Annotated in this window: 14 protein-coding genes; 2 read left to right on the forward strand and 12 right to left on the reverse strand. The window is 71.9% G+C overall.

The features are described 5' to 3' along the window. Positions 1 to 326: 326 nt before the first annotated feature. The 5 genes from AMK11_RS22810 to AMK11_RS22830 all read right to left on the reverse strand — a co-directional run bounded on the left by AMK11_RS22810 (position 327) and on the right by AMK11_RS22830 (position 4,717). Positions 327 to 863, reverse strand: a complete 537-nt coding sequence (locus AMK11_RS22810; RefSeq protein ID WP_158070990.1) for a prephenate dehydrogenase/arogenate dehydrogenase family protein — start codon at positions 861 to 863, stop codon at positions 327 to 329. A 44-nt stretch (positions 864 to 907) separates the two neighbouring features. After that, positions 908 to 1,711 carry a TIGR03084 family metal-binding protein gene (locus tag AMK11_RS22815; protein ID WP_073729893.1) on the reverse strand — a complete coding sequence of 268 codons (804 nt, stop codon included), beginning with the start codon at positions 1,709 to 1,711 and terminating at the stop codon, positions 908 to 910. A gap of 140 nt (positions 1,712 to 1,851) precedes the next feature. Continuing rightward, complete coding sequence (locus AMK11_RS22820) at positions 1,852 to 2,310, reverse strand: acyl-CoA thioesterase (RefSeq protein WP_073729894.1); 459 nt, start codon at positions 2,308 to 2,310, stop codon at positions 1,852 to 1,854. Between the two features lie 158 nt (positions 2,311 to 2,468). Continuing rightward, positions 2,469 to 4,133, reverse strand: a complete 1,665-nt coding sequence (locus AMK11_RS22825) for an FAD-dependent oxidoreductase (RefSeq protein WP_073729895.1) — start codon at positions 4,131 to 4,133, stop codon at positions 2,469 to 2,471. Beyond that, the gene (locus tag AMK11_RS22830; protein ID WP_073729896.1) at positions 4,130 to 4,717 is read right to left on the reverse strand and encodes a DUF5987 family protein; all 588 of its coding nucleotides are present in this window, start codon (positions 4,715 to 4,717) and stop codon (positions 4,130 to 4,132) included. The genes AMK11_RS22825 and AMK11_RS22830 overlap by 4 nt, the downstream gene beginning before the upstream one ends. Positions 4,718 to 5,179: 462 nt before the next feature. Here AMK11_RS22830 and AMK11_RS22835 point away from each other — a divergent pair, with 462 nt between their 5' ends. Beyond that, complete coding sequence (locus AMK11_RS22835) at positions 5,180 to 6,001, forward strand: transcriptional regulator (RefSeq protein WP_241847043.1); 822 nt, start codon at positions 5,180 to 5,182, stop codon at positions 5,999 to 6,001. Positions 6,002 to 6,058: 57 nt separating this feature from the next. Then, complete coding sequence (locus AMK11_RS22840) at positions 6,059 to 6,829, forward strand: helix-turn-helix domain-containing protein (RefSeq protein WP_073729898.1); 771 nt, start codon at positions 6,059 to 6,061, stop codon at positions 6,827 to 6,829. A 266-nt stretch (positions 6,830 to 7,095) separates the two neighbouring features. Here the strand turns inward: AMK11_RS22840 and AMK11_RS22845 are convergent, their stop codons facing one another. Genes AMK11_RS22845 through AMK11_RS22875 form a run of 7 tightly spaced genes read right to left on the reverse strand, consistent with a single transcriptional unit; the run spans position 7,096 to position 19,301 of the window. Further along, positions 7,096 to 8,442, reverse strand: a complete 1,347-nt coding sequence (locus AMK11_RS22845) for a cytochrome P450 (protein WP_073729899.1) — start codon at positions 8,440 to 8,442, stop codon at positions 7,096 to 7,098. Next, positions 8,439 to 8,990 carry a flavin reductase family protein gene (locus AMK11_RS22850; protein ID WP_073729900.1) on the reverse strand — a complete coding sequence of 184 codons (552 nt, stop codon included), beginning with the start codon at positions 8,988 to 8,990 and terminating at the stop codon, positions 8,439 to 8,441. Before AMK11_RS22850 ends, AMK11_RS22845 begins: the two co-directional genes overlap by 4 nt. After that, entirely contained in the window at positions 8,987 to 9,439 is a 453-nt protein-coding gene (locus tag AMK11_RS22855) for a hypothetical protein (protein WP_073729901.1), read from the reverse strand. Before AMK11_RS22855 ends, AMK11_RS22850 begins: the two co-directional genes overlap by 4 nt. Then, complete coding sequence (locus tag AMK11_RS22860) at positions 9,432 to 15,320, reverse strand: type I polyketide synthase (RefSeq protein WP_073729902.1); 5,889 nt, start codon at positions 15,318 to 15,320, stop codon at positions 9,432 to 9,434. Before AMK11_RS22860 ends, AMK11_RS22855 begins: the two co-directional genes overlap by 8 nt. Continuing rightward, positions 15,317 to 16,345, reverse strand: a complete 1,029-nt coding sequence (locus AMK11_RS22865; RefSeq protein ID WP_443333929.1) for an enediyne biosynthesis protein — start codon at positions 16,343 to 16,345, stop codon at positions 15,317 to 15,319. The genes AMK11_RS22860 and AMK11_RS22865 overlap by 4 nt, the downstream gene beginning before the upstream one ends. After that, a complete protein-coding gene (locus AMK11_RS22870; protein ID WP_198941439.1) occupies positions 16,342 to 18,306 on the reverse strand; it encodes an FG-GAP-like repeat-containing protein in 1,965 nt (654 codons plus the stop codon). The genes AMK11_RS22865 and AMK11_RS22870 overlap by 4 nt, the downstream gene beginning before the upstream one ends. Continuing rightward, on the reverse strand, positions 18,303 to 19,301 hold the full coding sequence (locus AMK11_RS22875) for a DUF1702 family protein (RefSeq protein ID WP_073729904.1): 999 nt from the start codon (positions 19,299 to 19,301) through the stop codon (positions 18,303 to 18,305). Before AMK11_RS22875 ends, AMK11_RS22870 begins: the two co-directional genes overlap by 4 nt. Positions 19,302 to 19,400: the final 99 nt, after the last annotated feature.

The following is a 19,400-nucleotide window of genomic DNA, read 5'->3' on the forward strand; positions in this document are numbered from 1 at the left end:
CAGGAGCCGCACGAGGGCTTCTGCGGACTCGCGCGCTCCGGACGGGCTGTAGGTGAATACGGCAGCTGCCCTCGGGCGGCAGGCCGTGCGTCCGCCGGGCCGGTCGGGAACCGGCGTGTCCGCGTCCGGCGCGCTGTCGACGTGTGCCGGTGGAGTATCGAGCACCTGTCCCACGGTTGGCCTCCCCACCCGTGCTGGTCGCCGCAGGCCGCCGGAGTGCACGGCGGCCTGCGGCACTGCATCAACGGTGACGCCCGTCACACGGTGCGGGCATCTTTCGTCGTGCTCAGGCCCGGCCGCCGCAGTGGTGCACGTGCCTCGCCGGGTCAGGCGACGGGCTCTGCCTCAAGGGACATGTCGGTGCGCTGGGCACCGCACAGGGTGATCAGGCGGTCCACCGCGTCGAGGGCGTCCGGTTCCACCAAGGGGTACGGGAAGAGGAGCCAGGGCCGGCCGGCGAAGTGGTCCGCGCTGGGACCGGCGGGCAGGTCCGCCGGCCTCGGTACGAGCGGGCGCCCGGGGAGGTAGCCCCAGAGGTCGCAGCCGCGCATCTGGGCCTCCTCCCAGATGCGCTGCTTCCCGGGCGCGACATCGGTGTAGGCCCGGCCCCGGCCGCACGCCTGCGCTTCATACAGCACGTCCACCACGGCGTGGGGTGCCGTCGCGATCACCACGAGGTCGGCCGGCGGGGAGTCGGGCAGCAGGACGGACCCGGCGCCCAGCTCCCGGGCCCGTGCCACGGCTTCGGGGTCGACGTCGTCGAGCGAGACGTCCACCCCGGCGCTGTTGAGCGCCAGGGCGATGGAGGTGCCGATCAGGCCGCAGCCGATCAGGGTGACGTGCTGCAGATCCGTGCGGGCCACCGTGATCGCCTCCCATCCGTGGCTCGGTGCTGCGGGGCCGGCGATCACTCGTCCAGGTTCTTGAACTGACCGGGTGTCCTGCCCTCGCCTGCGGGTCCACGGTACGCCTGGGCTATGCCGAGCCAGTGCCGGGCATCGTCGCCGACCGCGGTCAGAGCGAGGTCGTCAGGATGCCTGCGCCGGGTCACGAGCAGGCAGAAGTCATGGGCGGCTCCTGTGACGACCTGGGTGGCGTCGGCCGGGCCGATGCTCCAGGTCCCGCCGGAGGGCGCGGTCAGCTCGAAGCGGAAGGGCCCGTCCGGGGGCGTCTCGCCGCGGGCCTGGTAGCCGAAGTCCCGGGTCAGGAAGGCGAAGTCGGCCAGGTGCCGCAGCCGGTCCGTCGGCACCCGGCGTACCCCGAGCGCGTCCGCGATGTCCTGGCCGTGGCCGAAGAGCTCCATGATTCCGGCGCAGGCGAGGACAACCGGCGGCAGCGGATTGACCAGCCAGGGCACGACCTGGTTCTCCGGCACCGCGCCCAGGGCCCGGACGCAGTCGTCTGCCTCGGTCTGGAAGGCGGCGAGCAGCTCCGCCGGGGGCAGGGTGTTGAACTGGGCCAGGGCGGCGTTGACCGCGCCGTTGAAGTCGCCGGCCGCGGCCGCGGTGATGTTCTTGAACAGCTGCGGGTCGGCGGCGGCGGTCTTCGCGAGCCGGAAGATGAAGGTCAGGTGGGCGACCTGGTCAGCGACGGTCCAGCCCGGGGCGGGCGTCGGGGTCTGCCAGGCGGTGGCGTCCAGGTCCGCCACCAGCCGGACGACGTCCTCGACGTCGGCGGTCAGGTCCTTGAGGGTGTCGTGCAGCGTGGCCATCGTCTTCTCCTTGTGTGGTGGAAGCCGGGTACGGACCGCAGGGCCGTCCCGGGCTGACGGGTCTCTTGATGCAACTCACCGGGGATGCCGGGTTGTTCGATGCAACCCGGTGGGCACGGGTGGTCCGGCCGGAGGCCGGTTCAGGCGGCGTGTCCGGCGAGCGGGAGCACCTGCGTGGAGTACGGGGCGAGGGCCTGGACGAGCGAACCGGGGATCGCGGAGGGCACGGTGGCGGTGTTCGGGCCGCGCATGCAGGCGACCCGCTGCCGGCCACGGGCGACCAGCGTCTCGGCCCCGTCCGCCGACACCTTCACGTAGTCGAAGGTGAACTCCAGCTGGGTCTGCCCCAGCTCCGCCAGCCGCATCCGGACTGACAACTCGTCGAAAGCGGTGATCTCGGCGAAGAACTCGCAGTCCACCTTCAGCGTGAACAGCTTCAGGTCCTCCTGCACCTCCGCAAGGACCGCCGGCGCCTTCTCCTTCAGGAAAAGCTCCCGGCACCGGCCCTGCCAGCGCAGGTAATTCACGTAGTAGACGTTGCCGACGAGATTCGTCTCCTCGAAACCCACCGTGTGCCGGTACTCGAAATAGTCGGTCATCGTTCTTCACCTTTCGCCTTTTTCCCTGCCGGGTTTTTTGAAGCAACTCATCAGGGTCGACGGGGCTGTCCGGTGCCCCCTGTGGGCTGTCCGGAGGAGGAACAGTTCTTTTCCGGTGCGATGCCGGGCCGGCCTGACGGGCCGGCCCGGCCCATCGCCTAGGAGCTCGCGCCGCGCAGGGCGGGGAGCAGGGGCAGGACGCCTTTGCGGGCGCTGCGGGAGCCGTCGGGGGCCGGGGCCCCGTACCGGACGTGGACGCCGCGGCTCCGTGCCGCGTCGACGATGCCGGGGACCGCTCGCTCGGCGAGCGCCGCGATGGTCATGGCCGGGTTGACGGTCAGGGCACCGGGTACGGCGGAGCCGTCGGTGACGAAGATGCCCGGGTGGCCGCGGAGTTCGTTGCGGTCGTCCAGGGCGGAGGTGTGCGGGTCGTCCCCGATCCGGCACGACGCGAGGGGGTGCACGGTGTAGGCGCCGACGACGTCGTTGGTCCAGGGCATGACCTTGGAGAGTCCGTCCTTCTCGAGGATCTCCTTGACCTCGGCGTCGGACTGCGCCCAGGCGGCCAGGGTGGTGGGCCTCGGGTCGTACCGGAGGTTGCCCCGGCCGAGCATCTGCTGGGAGATCCGGTGGGCGTTGCCGGTGGCCGGGGGCGGCCCGAAGACGCCTTCGTTGTCGTCCTCGATCATGGTGAAGATCGTCAGCCAGGAGGACCAGCGTTTGAGGAGTTCCTTCTTCTGCGGTCCGAACCAGGTGGGTCCGGTCGCGTCGGGCACCTGGGCGAGGATCGTGCCCAGGCCCGGCGGGAAGTACAGCTGTTCCAGGGAGTAGCGGGAGTACTCGGGCAGGGAGCCGTCCAGGCGGTCCCAGTTGGCGGCGGTCGGTCCCTTGCCGATGTGGTTGGCGGCGTAGGCGATGCCGTCGCCGCGGTCCAGGCCGAGCAGCTCGGCGGCCTTCTCCTCGTCGATGACGGCGGTGTTGAGCCGCTCGCCGTTGCCGGAGAAGTAGCGGCCCACGGCATGCGGCATGGTGCCCAGGGAGGGTTCGCTGCGCTGCAGGATGACGGGGGTGGCGCCGGCGCCCGCGGCCATGACGACGATCTTCGCGTCGATGGTGCCGCCGCCGGTGTGGACGCGGTAGTCCTCGTCGTCGACGACGTTGTAGTGGACGCGGTAGTCGCCGTCCGGGGTCCGGGCGATGTGCTGGACCTCGTGCAGCGGGCGGATCTCCGCGCCGTGGGCGAGGGCCGCGGGCAGGTAGTTGAGCAGCAGCGACTGTTTGGCGTCGAAGCGGCAGCCGGCCATCATCCAGTTGCAGTTGACGCACGTGCTGTTGTCGACGGCCGCGGGCAGCGGGTTGGCCGTGCGGCCCGCGTGGTCGCAGGCCGCGGCCCACAGCCCGCCGGCGTAGCTGACCTCGTTCCAGTCCGGGTTGCTGATGGAGATGGACTCGGCGACCCGGTCGTACCAGGGGTCGAGGGTGTCGCGGCTGACCGACTTCGGCCACATGCGCCGGCCGATGCTGCCGTGCCGCTCGAAGACGAACCGCGGGGCGCGGGGCATCGCCGCGAAGTACACGACGCTGCCGCCGCCCACGCAGTTGCCGCCGAGCACGCTCATCCCGTCGCCGACGACGAAGTCGAAGGCCCGGGTGTAGGAGGAGCCGAGTTTGTAGTCGTGTTCGAAGTCGTCGGTGTCCAGCCAGGGGCCCCGTTCCAGGACGGTGACCTTGGCGCCGCCCGCGGCGAGGTGGTAGGCCGTGATCGCCCCGCCGAAGCCGCTGCCGATCACCAGGACCTCGGTCTGTTCCGTGCTGGTGCTCATGCCGGACTCCCTGAGGGTGTGGTGCCGGGGTGACGGCGGGCGAGTGCCCTGCCGTATCCGGGCTTGCCGAAGCGCCACAGTCCGTCCGCGTCGGGCGGGGTGATGCCCATCGCCGTCAGGCCGGGATGGCCCTCGGCCAGGGCTTGCGCGGTGTGGCGGTGGGCCGCGGAGTCGAAGCTCATGTTGGAGAAGAGCGCGAGCATCACCCACAGCTCCTTCTCCGGGTGCCCGGGGCCGGTCAGCCGCTGCACCAGGGCGGTGCGGTGTGCGAAGTCCAGCGCCACGAAGGGCGGGACGGAGGCGTCGAGGGTCAGCCCGTGCTCCGCGGCGTAGGTCCGGGTGTGCCCGTCGAGCAGCTCCACCAGGTCGCCGAGGCCTTCGGAGATGCCGGTGGCATCCCACTGCATCAGCTCCAGGGCACCGGCCGCGACGGCTCCGCCGCCGGGCGCCGCACCGGCCACGGCTCGGTCGTCGGGCCGGCGCTTCTCGCCCGGCACGATCGTGTCCGCGTAGGCCTCGAGTGTCTGTGTCCGGTGTGCGACGAGGTCTCCGCTGGGGCTCCCGGTCAACTCTGCCTCCCTCATCGGGGCCGGTTCGTTCGATGGCGAGAGCAACGCTAGGGACGACCGCGAAGTTCAAGCAACCGACGGCTTTGTTCAAGCAACCGGCCTCCCTATTTCGCAGACTCGCCAGAGTCGCCGCGTCTGCGTCTCGAGCACTTATCGAAATCAGGCCAACCGGTAGGCTCCGTCCCTGATCTCCTCAGAACCTGCGCGCGGCTGGAGAATCGTTCTTCTGCGGCAGCGCGTCCTGCACACCGACAGTGCATATCCACCTTGGTTGGAGCGGCAATGGAGAGTTCTGGCGGCATCGCCACGGAATTACCGGCACATTTCACGCAGCCTGTGCGGATCAGCACTCTCGTCTCCGCTGACACGCCTCGGCTCGACGGAATCAACGAGGTGCATGTCCGCCGGCTTGTCGAAGTGTTCGAGTCGGTGCCCCCGATACTCGTGCACCGGCCGACCATGCGCGTGGTCGACGGCATGCATCGCGTCAGAGCCGCCGCGGTGCTCGGACGGGACCTCATAGACGCCCAGTTCTTCGACGGCGGCGACGACGAGGCCTTCATCCAGTCCGTGGCCCGGAACATCGCGCACGGCCTGCCGCTGTCGGTCGCCGACCGCAGGGCGGCCGTCTGCCGCATCCTGGCTTCCTTCCCGGCCATGTCCGACCGGAGCATCGCCGTGTACACGGGACTCGATGCCAAGAGCGTGGCCGATGTGCGCCGCCGTTCAGCCGCGGATCTTCCGCAGTCGAACGTCCGCCTCGGCCTCGACGGGAAAGCGCATCCCCTCGACCGGACCCAGGAACGCCGGCACGCCGCCGAGCTGATGAGCCGAAGTCCCGAACTGCCCCTGCGGGTCGTCGCCCAGGAGGCCGGGCTGTCGCTCGGCACCGCTCACGACGTCCGCCAGAGACTGCTCCGGGGCGAGGAACCCGTTCCCCCTCCTCTGTCCTCGCCCCGGAGCCCCGCCCCGGCGAAGCGCACCGTGCCGGCGCAGGCCCGGACCGCGCCCGCCGTACGGCCCCAGCGGGCCAGACCCCCTGCGGGGACGTCGCGCAGCGCGATGGACATGATGCGGACGCTCGCCGGCGACCCGTCCCTGCGCAATTCGGAAGCGGGCCGCGATTTCGTCCGGTGGCTGCACGGCCACTACTTCACCGACGAGGCCTGGCGCCGGCGCATCGAGGCCATCCCGCCGCACCACTCCGAGACCGTCGCGGAGCTCGCCCTGAAGTGCGCGGGGACCTGGCGGCGCCTCGCCCAGGAGCTCTCCGAACGAAAGCTGTCCCGCGGCATGTGAGCAGCACGTGCGCGGAAGTTCCCGCCGCCCGTACCACGATCCCGAAAGGAGAGGGCCATGGTTGCCAAGTCTCTCGATGCCGTTCGCCGGGTCATCGACGAGATGCACCACCATCTCGATCAGGAGTTGACCATCGACGACATGGCCCGCACCGCCATGTTCAGCAAGTTCCACTTCACCCGGGTCTTCAGCGAGGTGACCGGGACGTCGCCGCGGCGGTTCCTGTCCGCGCTCAGGCTGCAGCGGGCGAAGTTCCTGCTGCTCAGCACGGACCTGAACGTGGCCGACATCAGCAGCCAGGTGGGGTACAGCAGCGTCGGCACCTTCAGTTCGCGCTTCAAGATCTGCGTCGGTGTCTCGCCGAGCCGGTTCCGGGAACTGGGCGGGGACGTCCCGGAGCTGGGCGCCGGTCCCGCCGACGCGTGCGACGCGCCAGACCGGGTGGCGCTGCGCGGCCGGCTCGTGCTGCCGGGCGACCGGCCCCTGGGCCCGGTCTTCGTGGGGCTCTTCCCCAGCTCGATCCCCCAGGGCCTGCCCGCCCGCTTCCTCGAACTGGACGGTCCGGGCCCCTTCGAGCTGCGGGACGTGCCCCAGGGGAACTGGTACGTGCTGGCCCACTCGGTCCCCCACGGCACGATCGCCGGGTGGGCCGGCGGCGGCCACGGCACGCGGGACGGCCTGTCCATAGGGCGGCACGGCCCGGTCACGGTGCGCGCCGGGGTGCTGCCGCTGCCCGTGGACATCGTGCTGCGGCCCGCGGACCCCTGGGACCCCCCGGTGCTGCTCGCGGTGCCGACGGGCGCGGCCGGGCGGGTGGCGGCCGCCTGAGAGCCTGCGTACGGCACCCTCCGTGGGAAAGCCCGCGTGCGGGACGACCACGCCGGGCCGGGGCCTGCCGGAGTGTGCCGGCCGGCCCGGGTGCGTGCACGCCCGGCTGAGAGCCCGCGTCCGAACCTCCGCCCACGCGACCGGGGGTTCGGACGCGGGCTCTCAGCTGGGCGTGCTGGCCCCGGGTCTTTCCGGATCTGTCCGGCGGATCCCCAGGTGAGTGGCGTTGTACGACATCCCGCCGCGCCCCGGTACCCGGCGCGCGGTCAGCTCGCCGCGGTCACCGTCATCGGCAGTCCGCCGGCCATGCGCAGCGACAGCATGGGCTCCGGAACCGGCCGGTGGCCGGGTACGGAGGTGAGCGTCAGGTCCCGGGTGAGGAGCGCGGTGACGAAGACCGCTTCCATCATGCCGAGGTTGCTGCCGACACAGAAGCGGGGGCCGGCACCGAACGGGATGTAGGCGTACCGCGGCCGGTGGGCCACCCGCTGGGCGTCGAACCGCTCGGGGTCGAAGCGTTCCGGGTGGTCCCACAGGTCCGGGTGCCGGTGCAGGATGTACGGGCTGACCAGGACGTCGGCACCGGCCGTCACCGTGTAGCCGCCGACCTCGTCGTCCTTTTGGGCCACCCGGGGCAGCACCCACACCGGCGGGTACAGCCGCATGGCCTCCTGCACCACCATGGTGGTGTAACCGAGCCGGTGCAGGTCCTCCAGCTGCGGGGCGCGGTCGCCGAGGACCTGCCGTGCCTCCGCCCGGACCCGCTCGCGGGCCCCGGGGTGCTTGTCGAGCAGGCTGAGCGTCCAGCCGAGAGTGCTCGCGGTGGTCTCGTGCCCGGCGAGCAGGAGGGTGACGATCTCCTCCCGCAGCCGGGCCCGGGCGGCCGTGGCGTCGGCCGTCCGGCGGGCCGCGAGGATCATCCGGCCGAGGGCGTCCTGCGGCGGTTCGCCGTCCGCCATGCGTCCGGTGCGGTCCGCGACCAGCCGGTCGGCGACCTCGTACAGCTCCCTGCGGGCCTTGCGGAACCGCCGCTGCCCGGGGGTGGGCAGCCACTTGGGCACCAGGTCCTGCGTCACCATCTCGAACATGGCCTGGTCCTGGACCGCTTCGAAGGAGTGGGCCACCGCGTCGTGGCCGCCGAGGTCCGTGTCGAGCAGGGTGCGGCCGAGCACGCCGAGGGTGAGCCCGGTGAGCTCGGCCTGGACGTCGAGGGGGCCCGCGCCCTCGTGTCCGCGGAGCAGGGCGACCAGCTTGGCCGCCTCCTCCGCGACCGCGTCCGCCTGGCGGGCGATGCGGGTGGGCCTGAAGGCCGGCTGGACGGTGCGGCGCTGTTCCTGCCAGATGTCGCCGTCGCTGGTCAGCAGGCCGTCACCCAGGACGCGTCGGGCCTGCACGAGGCCGATGCCCTTGTGGTAGTTGGTGCTGTTGTCGGCGAGCACGTGCTTGGCGTGGTCGGGGTGGTTGAACACGTACAGCTTCTTCGGGCCGATGACGACCCGGACCGCGTCGCCGAGGGCCGCCGCCTCCCGCATCAGGCCGAGCCGGTCGACGGCGAGCTTCTTGAGCAGTCCGGGCAGTGCGGCGGGCGGCGGGCCCGGCGGGTGTCGGGTCATGGCGTACGGTCCTCCGCTGTCTCGGTGGCCGGGCGGCCGAAGCGGCCGTTGTGGAAGAGCAGCGGGGTGCCGGCCGCCGCCGTCCGTCCGGCGGCCAGGACGCGGCCGACGAAGATGGTGTGGTCGCCGCCGTCGTACAGCCGTTCCTTGACGCATTCGAGGTGCGCCAGGGCGCCGGCGATCAGCGGGGTGCCGGTGGCGGCGCCGGCCAGCCAGTCGACGGTCTCGAACTGGCCGCGTCCGGCGGGCCGGGAGGAGTTGGCGAAGTGGCGGGCCGCGGCCTCCTGGTCCGCCGCCAGCACCGAGACCGAGAAGGTTGCGGCGTGCGCGAGGCTGCGGTGCATGACCGCGTCGCGCCCGACACAGACCAGGACCAGGGGCGGGTCGAGGGAGACCGCGGTGAACGAGTTCGCCGTCATGCCGCGGCAGTCCTCGCCGCCCACGGTCACCACGGTGACTCCGGTGGCGAAGGTCCCGAAGGTGCGGCGCAGCTGCTTGCCGTCCTCGATGTCGACGAGCTCCGCGGGCGGAGCGGCCAGGACGCTCATGACCGCCTCCCGGCCGGTGTCCCGTCGTGCGGCACGAGCTGCCGCTCGTGGGCCGGTGCGAGGGTGGCCGGGGGTGTGCCCATGGTGGCGCCGGCCCCCGGCTGCCCGTAGGCGATGCGCTGGCTGCCCCGGGCCACCAGCTCGTCGCCGCCTGCGGGCAGGCTCCTGACGTGCTCGAAGGTGAACTCCAGTTCGTCGGGCCGCAGCTGCCGGGAGTGCACACGGATCGTCAGCTCGTCGCCGGGCGTGATCGCGGTGTACAGCTCGCAGTCCGTCTCCAGGGTCACGGGGTCGGCCATGGCGGGGCTGGTGGCGGCGCCGAGTCGCTGGACGAGGTGCAGGTCCCGGGAGTGCTCCTGCCGGATCAGACAGCTCAGGTAGGCGTCGTCGACGGCACCGTCCGGCTCGGCGGCACCGGCCGTGTAGGTGTGGGCGGAGGTGTCAGGCACGGTGGATCCCTTCGTTGCTGGGCGGTGTGCTGTCTGTGAGTACGGCGAGGACGACGGGTTCCAGGGCGGTGCGCAGCGTGGTGACGAAGGTGGCGACGGTGAGGTCCCCGCAGGTGAAGGACACCCAGTTGGTGCGGGTGTGCGGGGTGAGGGCGAGCGGGACCTGGGCCAGGTGTCCGGCCTTGCGCAGGCATTCCGCGGCGCTCCACACCCGGGTGGCGGCCGTGTCGGGGGTCTCGCCGGTCTCCTTGGCGACGAGCGCCGCGAGTGGTGCGTACTCGCCGAGGAGTGACTGCCACTCGTTGTCCGGGCGGATGCTGACCGGCTCGATGTCGCAGGCCACGGTCGCGTCGGAGAGCGTGGCGAGGGTCAGTCCCATGCCGTGGGCGGCGGAGACCTGCAGGCCGCCGTCGATCTGTGGGCGCCCGTCGGGCCGGTAGCGGAGGTCGGCGTGGGCGCCGAGGGCGCGTTGCACGGCGGCCGCGGTGGCCGCCCGGCGGGCCGCCACACTGCCCGGTTCTGTGCCGGTGTCCTGCCGGTCGGGTTCGACCGCGACGGCGATGCGCCGGCCGAGCATGTCCTCCAGGGTCCGTTCCAGGTAGGAGCCGAGCAGCGGCGGCGCCCAGGGGCCGGAGCCGTCGGTCTTGCCGACGGCGTGCAGGGTCAGTCCGTCCCAGCGTTCCACCACGGTTCCCTCGCGGTCCCGTACGGCGATGTCGTAGACGTACGTGTCGCCGTCCCGGGAGCGTTCGGTGGCGCAGTAGCGCAGCTCCTGCGGGTCCTGTGGGAGTTCGGTGCCGGCGCCCATCGGCTGCAGCCGTTCGATGGCGGACGGCAGCAGCGTGGCGTCGGGGACGCAGACCTGGTTGCCGTGCATCAGGGCGTCGCGCATCCCGGGGTCGGCGAGCAGCAGTGTGGGCGGCAGGAAGCCGGCGAACCAGCCGGTGGGCGCGGCGACCGCCACGTCGGCGTCGACGTCGCGGGCGGCGGCCCGGTGGAAGCGGCGCAGCCGCTGGAAGCGTCCGCCCTGGAACAGCACGCTGCCGTACAGGTCGGCCGCCGGGTCGAGGGCGACCGGGGTGGTGTCGGGGGCGGCCTGTTCGGGTGCTCCGGCGGGCACGGGCGTGTCCGTGTAGACCAGGCGGGCCCGGAAGTGCTCGGCGGTGAAGCCCGTGTCCTGGGCGTGGATGGCCACGTCGACGGTGTCGATGCCGGTCACGGTGGCGGCGATGCGGATCCGGGCGGCGCCGCCGGGCGGCACCACGATGGGCCGCTGGAACTGCACCCGTTCGAAGGCGGGGGTGCCTTCCCAGCCGGTGGCCGCGTACGCCACCTGGGCCATGGCCTCCAGGCCGAGCACGGCGGGCATCAGCAGGTTGCCGTCCATCAGGTGGTCGGCGAGATAGGGGTCGGTGCCCGCGTTCAGCTCGACCTCGGTGACCAGTTCGACGCCGTGGTAGCGGATCAGGGGGGTGCCGGTGAAGCGCAGCAGCGGCAGCGGGGGCAGGTCGCGGCGGACCGTGCCGATGCCCTCGGTGCGGCCGCTGACGACTGTGACGACGGGCGCGTCCGGGTCTGTGATGAGGCGGAGCAGGAGCTCCACTCCCTGGTCGGGCGAGATGGGGGTGATGCCCTGGCGGGACAGGGTCTCGACGACGGACAGCTTCTCGCCCATGCCGACACCGGACCAGACCGACCACTCCAGGCAGCGGGCCCGGCAGCCGGGGTGGGTGCGGGCCACTTCTTCGGTGAGGTCGGCGAGCCATTCGTTGGCTGTGGCGTAGTGTGCCTCGCCCTGCAGTCCGGAGCGTCCGATGATGCTGCCGAAGGTGACGAGCAGCTTGAGGTGTTCTGGTCCGACGGCGTCGAGGACCGTGCGCAGGCCGTCGACCTTGGGGGCGAAGGTCGACTCGATGTCCGCCTGTGTGAGCCCGCCGAGGGGGCCGGGTTCGTTGCGCCCGGCGCCGTGCAGCAGCGCGGTGACCGGGCCGAGCCGGCCGGTGAGTTCGCCGACCGCGGCCCGGACCTGCTGCGCGTCGGTGACGTCGGCGCGGGCGTAGTGGAGCCTCACGCCCCCATCGGCCATCCGGGCCAGGTTGGCGGCGAGTTCGGTGTCGGTGTCCGGGTCGGAGCGGCCCAGGACGGCGAGGGCGGCGCCGGTCTCCCGGGCCACGGCCAGGGCGCACTCGGCGGAGATGCCCTTGCCGCCGCCGGTCACCAGGAGGACGTCCGCGGTGCCGATCGGCCGTTCTGTGCGGGCGGCCCGGGCCGGCAGGGCGGTCAGGGTCGGTACGCGGCGGGTGCCGTCGGTGTCGTAGTGCGCCTCGCAGAACCGGGTGCTGCCGGTGACGGCGGCGACCTCGGCGAGCACGCGTGTCACCGTCTGTTCGGCGCTGTCGGCGGTCAGCGGGGTCTGGACGAGGGTGGTGCGCAGGCCCGGCTGTTCCAGGTGCAGGGTCTTGGCGAGACCGGCGGCGCCGCGGCCGGACTGCACCAGGACGAACCGCAGGTTGGGTGTGGCACCGGCGGCGGCCAGGGCGGCTTTGGCGCCGTTCAGCGCGTACTCCACCTCTTGGGGCGGGCAGGCGTCGGACAGGCAGACCAGGACGCCGGGGCCCAGGGCGGACTGCCGCAGGGCGGTGGCCAGCCGGTCCGCCACCGGGTGGCCGTCGGGGGCGAACAGCTGCCAGTCGCTGGCGCCTTCGGCGGCGGCCGGCGCGTCGGGCAGCGCGCGTTCCTGCGGTGCGACGGAGAAGGCGCGGGCCCAGGGTGCGGAACCGGCCACCACGGGGGCGGCCTCGTCCGCGCCGCCGGTGCCGGCGAGGGACTCCAGGGCCTCGGCGATGTCGCCCACCGTCGCGGTCGCGAAGTGGGTCGGCATCCGGGTGGCGGGGATGCCGAGGCGGGTGGCGGCCTGGTTGACGATCTGTCCGACGGTGATCGAGCTCAGGTGCAGTCCGTCGAGGAGGCTGCTGTGCGCGTCCACCAGCTCCACGGGCAGTTCGGCGCGTTCGGCCACGAGGGCGAGGAGCACGTCGAGTGCCGAGTCCCCGGCGCGCGAGGCGGTGGTCGCCGCTCCTTCGGTGCCGGCGGTGGTGCCGGTGGTGGTGTCGGTGGTGGTGTCGGTGGGCCGGGCCTTGAGGGCGGGCGGGTCGTGCTGCGGTGCCTGCTCGCAGGGGCTGGCCAGGAAGCTGAGTTCGGCGCCGATGGTCAGCGGGCGGGTCAGCCGGTCGCGGAAGAGCCGCTCGTGGATCACGGGTGCGCCCAGCACCCAGGCCGCCGCGACGACCTGCAGGAGGGAGCGCAGGGATTCGTCGTCGGTGTTCAGGGTCAGCGCGGGGACGTCGGTGGAGGCGGCCGTGAGGCTGCTCAGCACCCGGCCGGGGCCGACCTCGACGAACAGGTCGGCGTCGTCGGCCGCGGTGGTCACCGCCTGGGTGAACAGCACCGGTTGGGTGATCTGGTCCCGCAGCAGCCCGGCGAGGTCGGTCCGCCCGGTCAGTTCGGCGCCGGTGACGGTGGAGACGACCCGGCGCTCCGGGCCCGCGAACGCGGTTTCGGACAGCCAGCGGCCGAACGCGTCGGCGGCGGGCGCGACCAGCGGGGAGTGGAAGGCGTGCGACACCGCGAGGCGGGTGCAGGCGGTGCCGGCCCGCGCGGCCCGCTCGGCGAGCGTGTCGACGGCGTCGGCCGGTCCGGCGACGACGGTCTGCTCGGGCCCGTTGTACCCGGCCACGACGACCGGCAGTCCGGCCGTCAGTTCCTGGACGGCCGCCGGTGCGGCGCCGAGCGAGGCCATGGTGCCGCAGGCGCTGTGTTCGGCCATGGCCCGGCCCCGGATCTTGGCGGCGTCGAGCAGCACCTGGCCGTCCATTGCTCCGGCCCAGTGCAGGGCGGCGAGTTCGCCGAGGCTGTGGCCGACGGCGACGTCGGCCTCGATGCCCAGGGCGTCCAGGGCCCGCAGGCCGGCCAGCGAGCCGGTGGCGATGCGGGGCTGGGCGACCTCGGTGGCGGTGGTGTCCCCGTCGGTGGGCAGTCCGGCGCCGGCGTAGACGTCCGCCGCTTCGGGGAAGCGGCGGGCCAGGGCGCCCCCGGAGGTGCCCGTGCCCGAGCCCTGGCCGGGGAAGAGGAAGCCGATCCGGCTGTTCTCACCGGTTCGGCCGAAAAACGTGCGGCCTCCGTCGACGGCCCGGAAGCCGTCGTCGGGCCCGCGTGCGTCGAGGGCCTCGACGAGCCCGCGCAGCTGCTGTCCGGCGTCCTGCGGGGAGGTGACGACCGCGGCCGCCCGCCAGGGCTGGTCGAGGAGGTCGCGCTGGAGTGTCGCGGCGAGGTCCCCGATCTGCGCGTACGACAGCTGGGTGGTGTAGTCGGCCGCCTGGACGAGGCGTTCGCGCAGTTCGCCGGGGGACTGCGCGTCGAACATGAGGAGTTCGCTGTCCTGCAGGGAGCCGGCCAGGGTGAGGGCGCGGCGGCTGGGGGCCTTGTGCGGCGGGGCGGCGGTCTTGTCGAGGACGACGTGGGTGTTGATCCCGCCGAATCCCATGGAGGTGACGCCCGCGCGCAGCGGCAGCCCGTGCGGCCAGGCCTCGGCCCGGCGCAGCACCCGCAGCGGTGCCTTGTCGGCGGTCAGCAGGTCGTGCGGGTCGACGCAGCCGAGCGCGGGCGGCAGCATCCGGGTGTGCAGCGCCATGGCCGCCTTGATGAGTCCGGCGATGCCGGCCGCGGCTTTGGTGTGTCCGATCATGCCCTTGATGGAGCTGATGACCGCGGGGGTGTCGGCGCCGGCCGCGGTGCGGGACTCTGACAGCGCGGTCAGTTCGGTCAGGTCGCCGACGGCGGTGCCGGTGCCGTGGCCTTCGAAGAGGGGTACGGATTCGATGCCGAAGCCGGCGTGTTCGTAGGCGCGGTCGAGGGCCTGGCGGTAGCCGCTGGCCTCGGGGCGGGTGATGCCGCCCTGGCCGTCGGAGGAGATGCCCCAGCCGGGGATGCTCGCGTAGATGCGGTGCCCGGCGGCGAGTGCGTCCTCCTCCCGCATGAGGACGATCATGCCGCAGCCCTCGCCGGGCCAGAAGCCGTTGGAGTGGCGGTCGTACAGCCGCATCTCGCTCGTGGACAGGGCGCCCGTCTTCGCGAACCCGATGATCTCGAAGGGGTCGATGGACAGGTCGACGCCGCCGGCGACCGCCACGTCGACGGTGCCGCTGAGCAGTGCGGACCCGGCGGTGGTCACGGCCAGCAGCGACGAGGAGCAGGCTCCGTCCACGCTGTAGCCGCCGCCGTTGAAGTCGAAGTGGTTGCAGATGCGGCCGGCGATGGTGTTGGACAGGCCGCCCGCCAGGGTGTCCTCGTCGACGGGCGGGAAGGGCTTCTTGTACTCCTCCTCCATCCCGGCGGCGAACTCCGCGACGCGCTCGTCCTGCCAGCCCATGCCCTTGAGGGCCTCGGTCAGGACCCGGCGCACGTAGGGCCAGCGCTGCCGCATCACGTTGGCGCGGGAGAACTCCCCGGTGAGGGTGTTCCCGATGACCACGCCGGTGGTCTGCCGCGGCAGGCCGTGGCCCGCCGGGAAGCCGGCGTCGGCGAGGGCCCGGCCGGCGATGTCCAGGGCGAGCCAGTGCGTGAGGTCGGTGGACCGGTAGGTGCTGCCCGCGATCTTGTGGGCGACGCGGTCGAACTCGTATCCCTCCAGGACCGCCGCGGTCCGGGCGTAGAAGCGGTCCGGTACGGCCGGGTCGGGGTCGTAGTAGTCGGCGAGGTTCATGCGTACGTCGGGCAGTCTGCGGAAGGCCCGGCGGCCCGCGACGGCGTTCTCCCACAGCTCCTGCGGGGTCGCCGCGTCGGGGTAGCGGCAGGCCATGCCGACGATGGCTATCCTGCTCATGCGGACACCGTCTCCTTCTGTCCGCCCGGAGCGGTTCCGTTGACCGGCCGGGCGCCCAGCAGGGTGGTGAGGGACTCCTGCGCGGGGGCCGGCGGTGCCGCCGCTTCGGTGCGCTTGCCCAGGCGGTCGAGCCACCACAGGTAGCCGCCGCGGATCAGGCAGACCAGCGCGGTGGCGAAGAACAGGCCGTAGGCGATGTGCAGCGCGGTGAGCAGCCCGTACATACCGGCGACACCGCCGCCGAAGGCGATCTGCTGGAGGCGTCCGGACGGGGACGTGCCCGGGTCGGTGATCATGTAGTTGGTGAACAGGACGAAGGCCGTGCCGGTCATCATGCCGAGGCCCGAGGGGATGGAGGTGCCGAAGAGCAGGCCGCGGACGACGGCCTGCAGCGCGAATCCGCCGACCCAGGCCGCGATCAGCCACATGCGGCCGGTGAGTTTGGCGTTGAGCATGGTGCCGAGCACGATGATGATGCCCGGGAGCACCCAGTCGGCGGGGCCGTACAGGTACTCGGTGAAGTGGTAGGGCGGGGCGATGCTGGCCCAGGGGAAGAGCAGCAGGATGACGGCGATGCCGAAGTTCGACGGGTTCATGTAGTGCCGCATCCGGCCGCGCAGCGGGGCGCGCAGCACCCACTTGGTGCCGACGGCGACGATGACGCCGAACACCATGACCCAGACCCGGTCGTTGACGTAGGTCAGCATGTTCACGGCCAGGGCGGTGATGTGGGAGGGGAGCAGGAAGTCCATCACTGTGCGGGGGCCGCCGCCGAGGTAGCGGGCCCGGCGTCCTTCGACCCGGGCGCTGATCGCCTCCAGCCCGGTCTCCACCGCGTAGGCGGCGGCGAGGGCGATGAAGGGCCAGGTCCACGGCTGTTCGAAGCCGAGCACGGTGTAGCCGAGGATGTTCAGTACGGAGATCGAGAGGGCGAACCGGCGCAGCGCCTTGATGACCTTGGCATTGTGCCGGGGCGCCGCCTGTGGCGCCGCCTGCGCGGTTGTGTGCTTGTCGGACACGGTCACTTCTCCTTGGCGTCGGCGCCGAGCTGGAGCGTGTGCCAGCCAGGGCTCAGCTGAAGGTCCTGCTTGCGTACCTGGCCGTTGCGGTCCCGCCAGACGAGGTCGACCCGCACGGGAGTGTCGGTCTGCCGGCCCAGGCCGATGTGCACGTCGCTGCTGCGCCGCCCGGAGTGGCCGCCGCCGCCGTCGACCCGGCCGAGGCGGGTGCTGCCGTCGGGCAGTGTCACCGTCGCCTGGGCGCCGATCACCGGGGAGCCCGCCTGGTCGACGAGCTTCAGCCCGAGGTGGTCGCCGGGCTTCGCGGTGGTGTTCTGGTAGAAGACCGGCTCGCCCCACTGGCGGGCGACCGCCATGTCGAGGCGTCCGTCGCCGTCGGCGTCACCGGTGGCGATGCCCCGGGTGGGCACGGGCACGGCCATGCCGAGTTCCTGGGCGAGGTTTTCGTAGCCGCCGTCGCCGGCCTTGCTGAAGAAGCGCAGGGTCTGGTTGCCGGCGAGGTCGTCGCCCTCGCGGACGTTCGGCCACCACATCGGGTCGGCGACGAGGGCGTCGTTGGAGGTCGCCAGTTCCTGCAGCTGGGGCCAGCGGTTGGTCTTGCCCTTGACGAAGCCGTTGGCCTGGACGATCTCGACGTCGCCGTTGTTGTCGAAGTCGCCGGTCTTCACGTCCCAGCCCCAGCCGGACCAGGCCAGCCGCAGCGGCACGCTCCGGTCGGTGAAGGGGGCTTCGCCCTGGCTCATCCGGTCCTTCAGGTCCGTCTTGTCCTTGGCCTCGTTGATGAAGGCGAAGTTGGACTCCTGGATGCCGAAGGAGGTGGTGATGTTCGAGACGAAGGCGTCGTAGAGGCCGTCGTTGTCGAGGTCGGCGAAGTCGACGCCCATGCCCTTGAAGGAACTGCGGCCCATCTGCTTGGACTTGGGCACGGTTCCGCTGTGCACGGACTTGACCTCGCTGAAGCTGATCTTCCCGGGGCGGGAGGTGTTGTACAGCAGCGCCGAGGTTCCGAAGTCGTGGCCGAGGTACAGCTCGGGCAGCTGGTCACCGTCCAGGTCGTTGGCGGAGGCGGCCAGGGTCCAGCCCTGGTCGATGTCGTCGGGCAGGACGTCCTTCTGTTCCTTGAAGCCCTGCTCGGTCCAGCGGAAGAAGTGGGATCCGCCGCCGTTCTGGGCGTGCGACAGGGAGTCGTTCATGGTCACTTGGCCGTCCTTGGACGGGTCGAGGACCGGGCTGTCGGGGAAGTAGTTGCCGATGAGGATGTCGTTGTGGCCGTCGCCGTCGAAGTCGGCGACGGCGGAGGTGTTGGAGTTCCACAGGGGGCCTGTGTAGGTGTCCCCGCCGTCGCCGGGCACGAGCTCGGCCGGTTCGAAGCTGTCGGGGGTCATGGTCGTCCGGGCCTCGGTCCTCTCGCCGGCCTGCGCGGCAGCCTCGGTATCGGCCGGCGCGTTGGGCTTCGCGAGGAAGAGCACCGGGGTGCGTCCCCAGTAGTGCACGAGGAGGTCGGTCGCGCCGTCCTCGTTGAAGTCTGCGGGCGTGCAGCCCATCGGCGCCATCGTCTTGCTCTTCGGCAGCGGCGCGGGATCCAGTGCGAACGGCTCGTAGGTCGCGCTCTTGCGGCCGGGCACCGGAGCCGGTGTCACCACGACCTGGTCGATCCTGGGGTCGGTGACGCACAGGTCGTTGTCCAGCCCGTCACCGTCGATGTCGTTCATGGCGATGCCGGCGCCGACCGAGGAGATCCAGGCGTCGATGTGCTCGAATGCCTTGTTGACCTCGCGGATCGTCTGCTGCGGATGGCCGGACGGCATCGCGATCGACATCGGTGCGAACGAGAAGTTCTCCGCCAGTTCGCGCCGTTCGGCCGCGGAGGATTCCGGTATGTGCACGGCGTAGTAGGTGCCCACCATGAGGGCGAGGGCAACGACGCCGGGCGCCTGTTTGGTCAGCCAGGTCCGTGGGTGGGTCATGAGTTCGCATCTTTCTGCGCGAGGGGGACGGCGGAGAGTGCGGCGGCGATCTGCTGTCGCCAGGTCTCGTAGGCCGGTGTGGCGCCGGCGTTGCCGGCGGTCGCGTCGGCCGTGGGCATGAGGTCGCGGCAGAGCTCGGCGGCCTCGTGCGGGGTCCGGCCGCACAGCACGCGGGCCGCGAGCCGGGTGTGCGGGATCGTCAGTCCGGCCTTCTCGCGGGCCTCGGCGGCGAACGCGGCGCCCTGGGCGAGCTGCGGGCGGTGCTCGCCCGCGTGCCGGGCGAGCTTGTGCAGCTCGCCCTCGTCGGCGCTGCCCGCGTAGGCGGCGGCCAGCCCCGCGCCGCCGTACAGGTCGGGGTGCCGGTGCGCGGGGTAGGCCGCGATCAGTGCGGCGACGGTGTCGGGGTCGGTGCCGCCGACGAACCACAGCGCCCGGCCGATGCCGTGGTCGATCGCCCGCGCGCTGTACGCGGCGGATCCGCCCGCCCAGGTGAAGGGGTGCTCGCGGTGCGGGTCGCGGACGTATGTGCCGGTACGGAAGTACGCCTGGTGGAAGCCGTATCCGTCGAGGATCAGCCAGCGCAGCAGCGGGTCGGTCCGGGTCACGTCCGGCCACAGGAAACGCGGCAGCCGGGCCATGGCCCAGCCGATTCCGACGTACACCATGTAGATGTGGTGCTGTCCCTGCCCGGCGAGCAGACCGGTCAGCCTTTTCGTGCTTCCGGCCAGTGCGTCGAGGATCACGGCGCCCATTCCGGCGCCTTCGTAGGCGAATCCGCGGAACTCCCGGTCCACCCCTTCGAGCCATTGTTCGGCTTGTTCAGGCGAACGGGCTTCCACTGCATAGCCGTAGCCCTGCAGGAACGTGCTTCCGATGGTTTCCAGTTTTTCTTTCGCTTCAGCGTTCTTCACATGGAAACCACGGACATCGAGTCTGGTGGCCGACACATTGGGTGTGAGGATTTTGCGCCGCAGCGCGCGGAGACCTGTGGACACGCGGAGAACCGCCCCTCATTGATTGTCTGCGATCCTCGGGCCTGAATCCGGTCATCAGCAGGAGCGCAGCTTTACGAGTGGTGCATCACGCCGGTGGAG

This window comes from Streptomyces sp. CB02414, assembly GCF_001905385.1.
Taxonomy (GTDB): Bacteria; Actinomycetota; Actinomycetes; order Streptomycetales; family Streptomycetaceae; genus Streptomyces.

Coding starts and splice junctions, on each gene's coding strand:
- AMK11_RS22815 (WP_073729893.1), bottom strand. CDS start 1,711: ATGGCCACGCTGCACGACACCCTCAAGGACCTGACCGCCGACGTCGAG.
- AMK11_RS22820 (WP_073729894.1), bottom strand. CDS start 2,310: ATGACCGACTATTTCGAGTACCGGCACACGGTGGGTTTCGAGGAGACG.
- AMK11_RS22825 (WP_073729895.1), bottom strand. CDS start 4,133: ATGAGCACCAGCACGGAACAGACCGAGGTCCTGGTGATCGGCAGCGGC.
- AMK11_RS22830 (WP_073729896.1), bottom strand. CDS start 4,717: ATGAGGGAGGCAGAGTTGACCGGGAGCCCCAGCGGAGACCTCGTCGCA.
- AMK11_RS22835 (WP_241847043.1), top strand. CDS start 5,180: ATGCATCGCGTCAGAGCCGCCGCGGTGCTCGGACGGGACCTCATAGAC.
- AMK11_RS22840 (WP_073729898.1), top strand. CDS start 6,059: ATGGTTGCCAAGTCTCTCGATGCCGTTCGCCGGGTCATCGACGAGATG.
- AMK11_RS22845 (WP_073729899.1), bottom strand. CDS start 8,442: ATGACCCGACACCCGCCGGGCCCGCCGCCCGCCGCACTGCCCGGACTG.
- AMK11_RS22850 (WP_073729900.1), bottom strand. CDS start 8,990: ATGAGCGTCCTGGCCGCTCCGCCCGCGGAGCTCGTCGACATCGAGGAC.
- AMK11_RS22860 (WP_073729902.1), bottom strand. CDS start 15,320: ATGAGCAGGATAGCCATCGTCGGCATGGCCTGCCGCTACCCCGACGCG.
- AMK11_RS22870 (WP_198941439.1), bottom strand. CDS start 18,306: ATGACCCACCCACGGACCTGGCTGACCAAACAGGCGCCCGGCGTCGTT.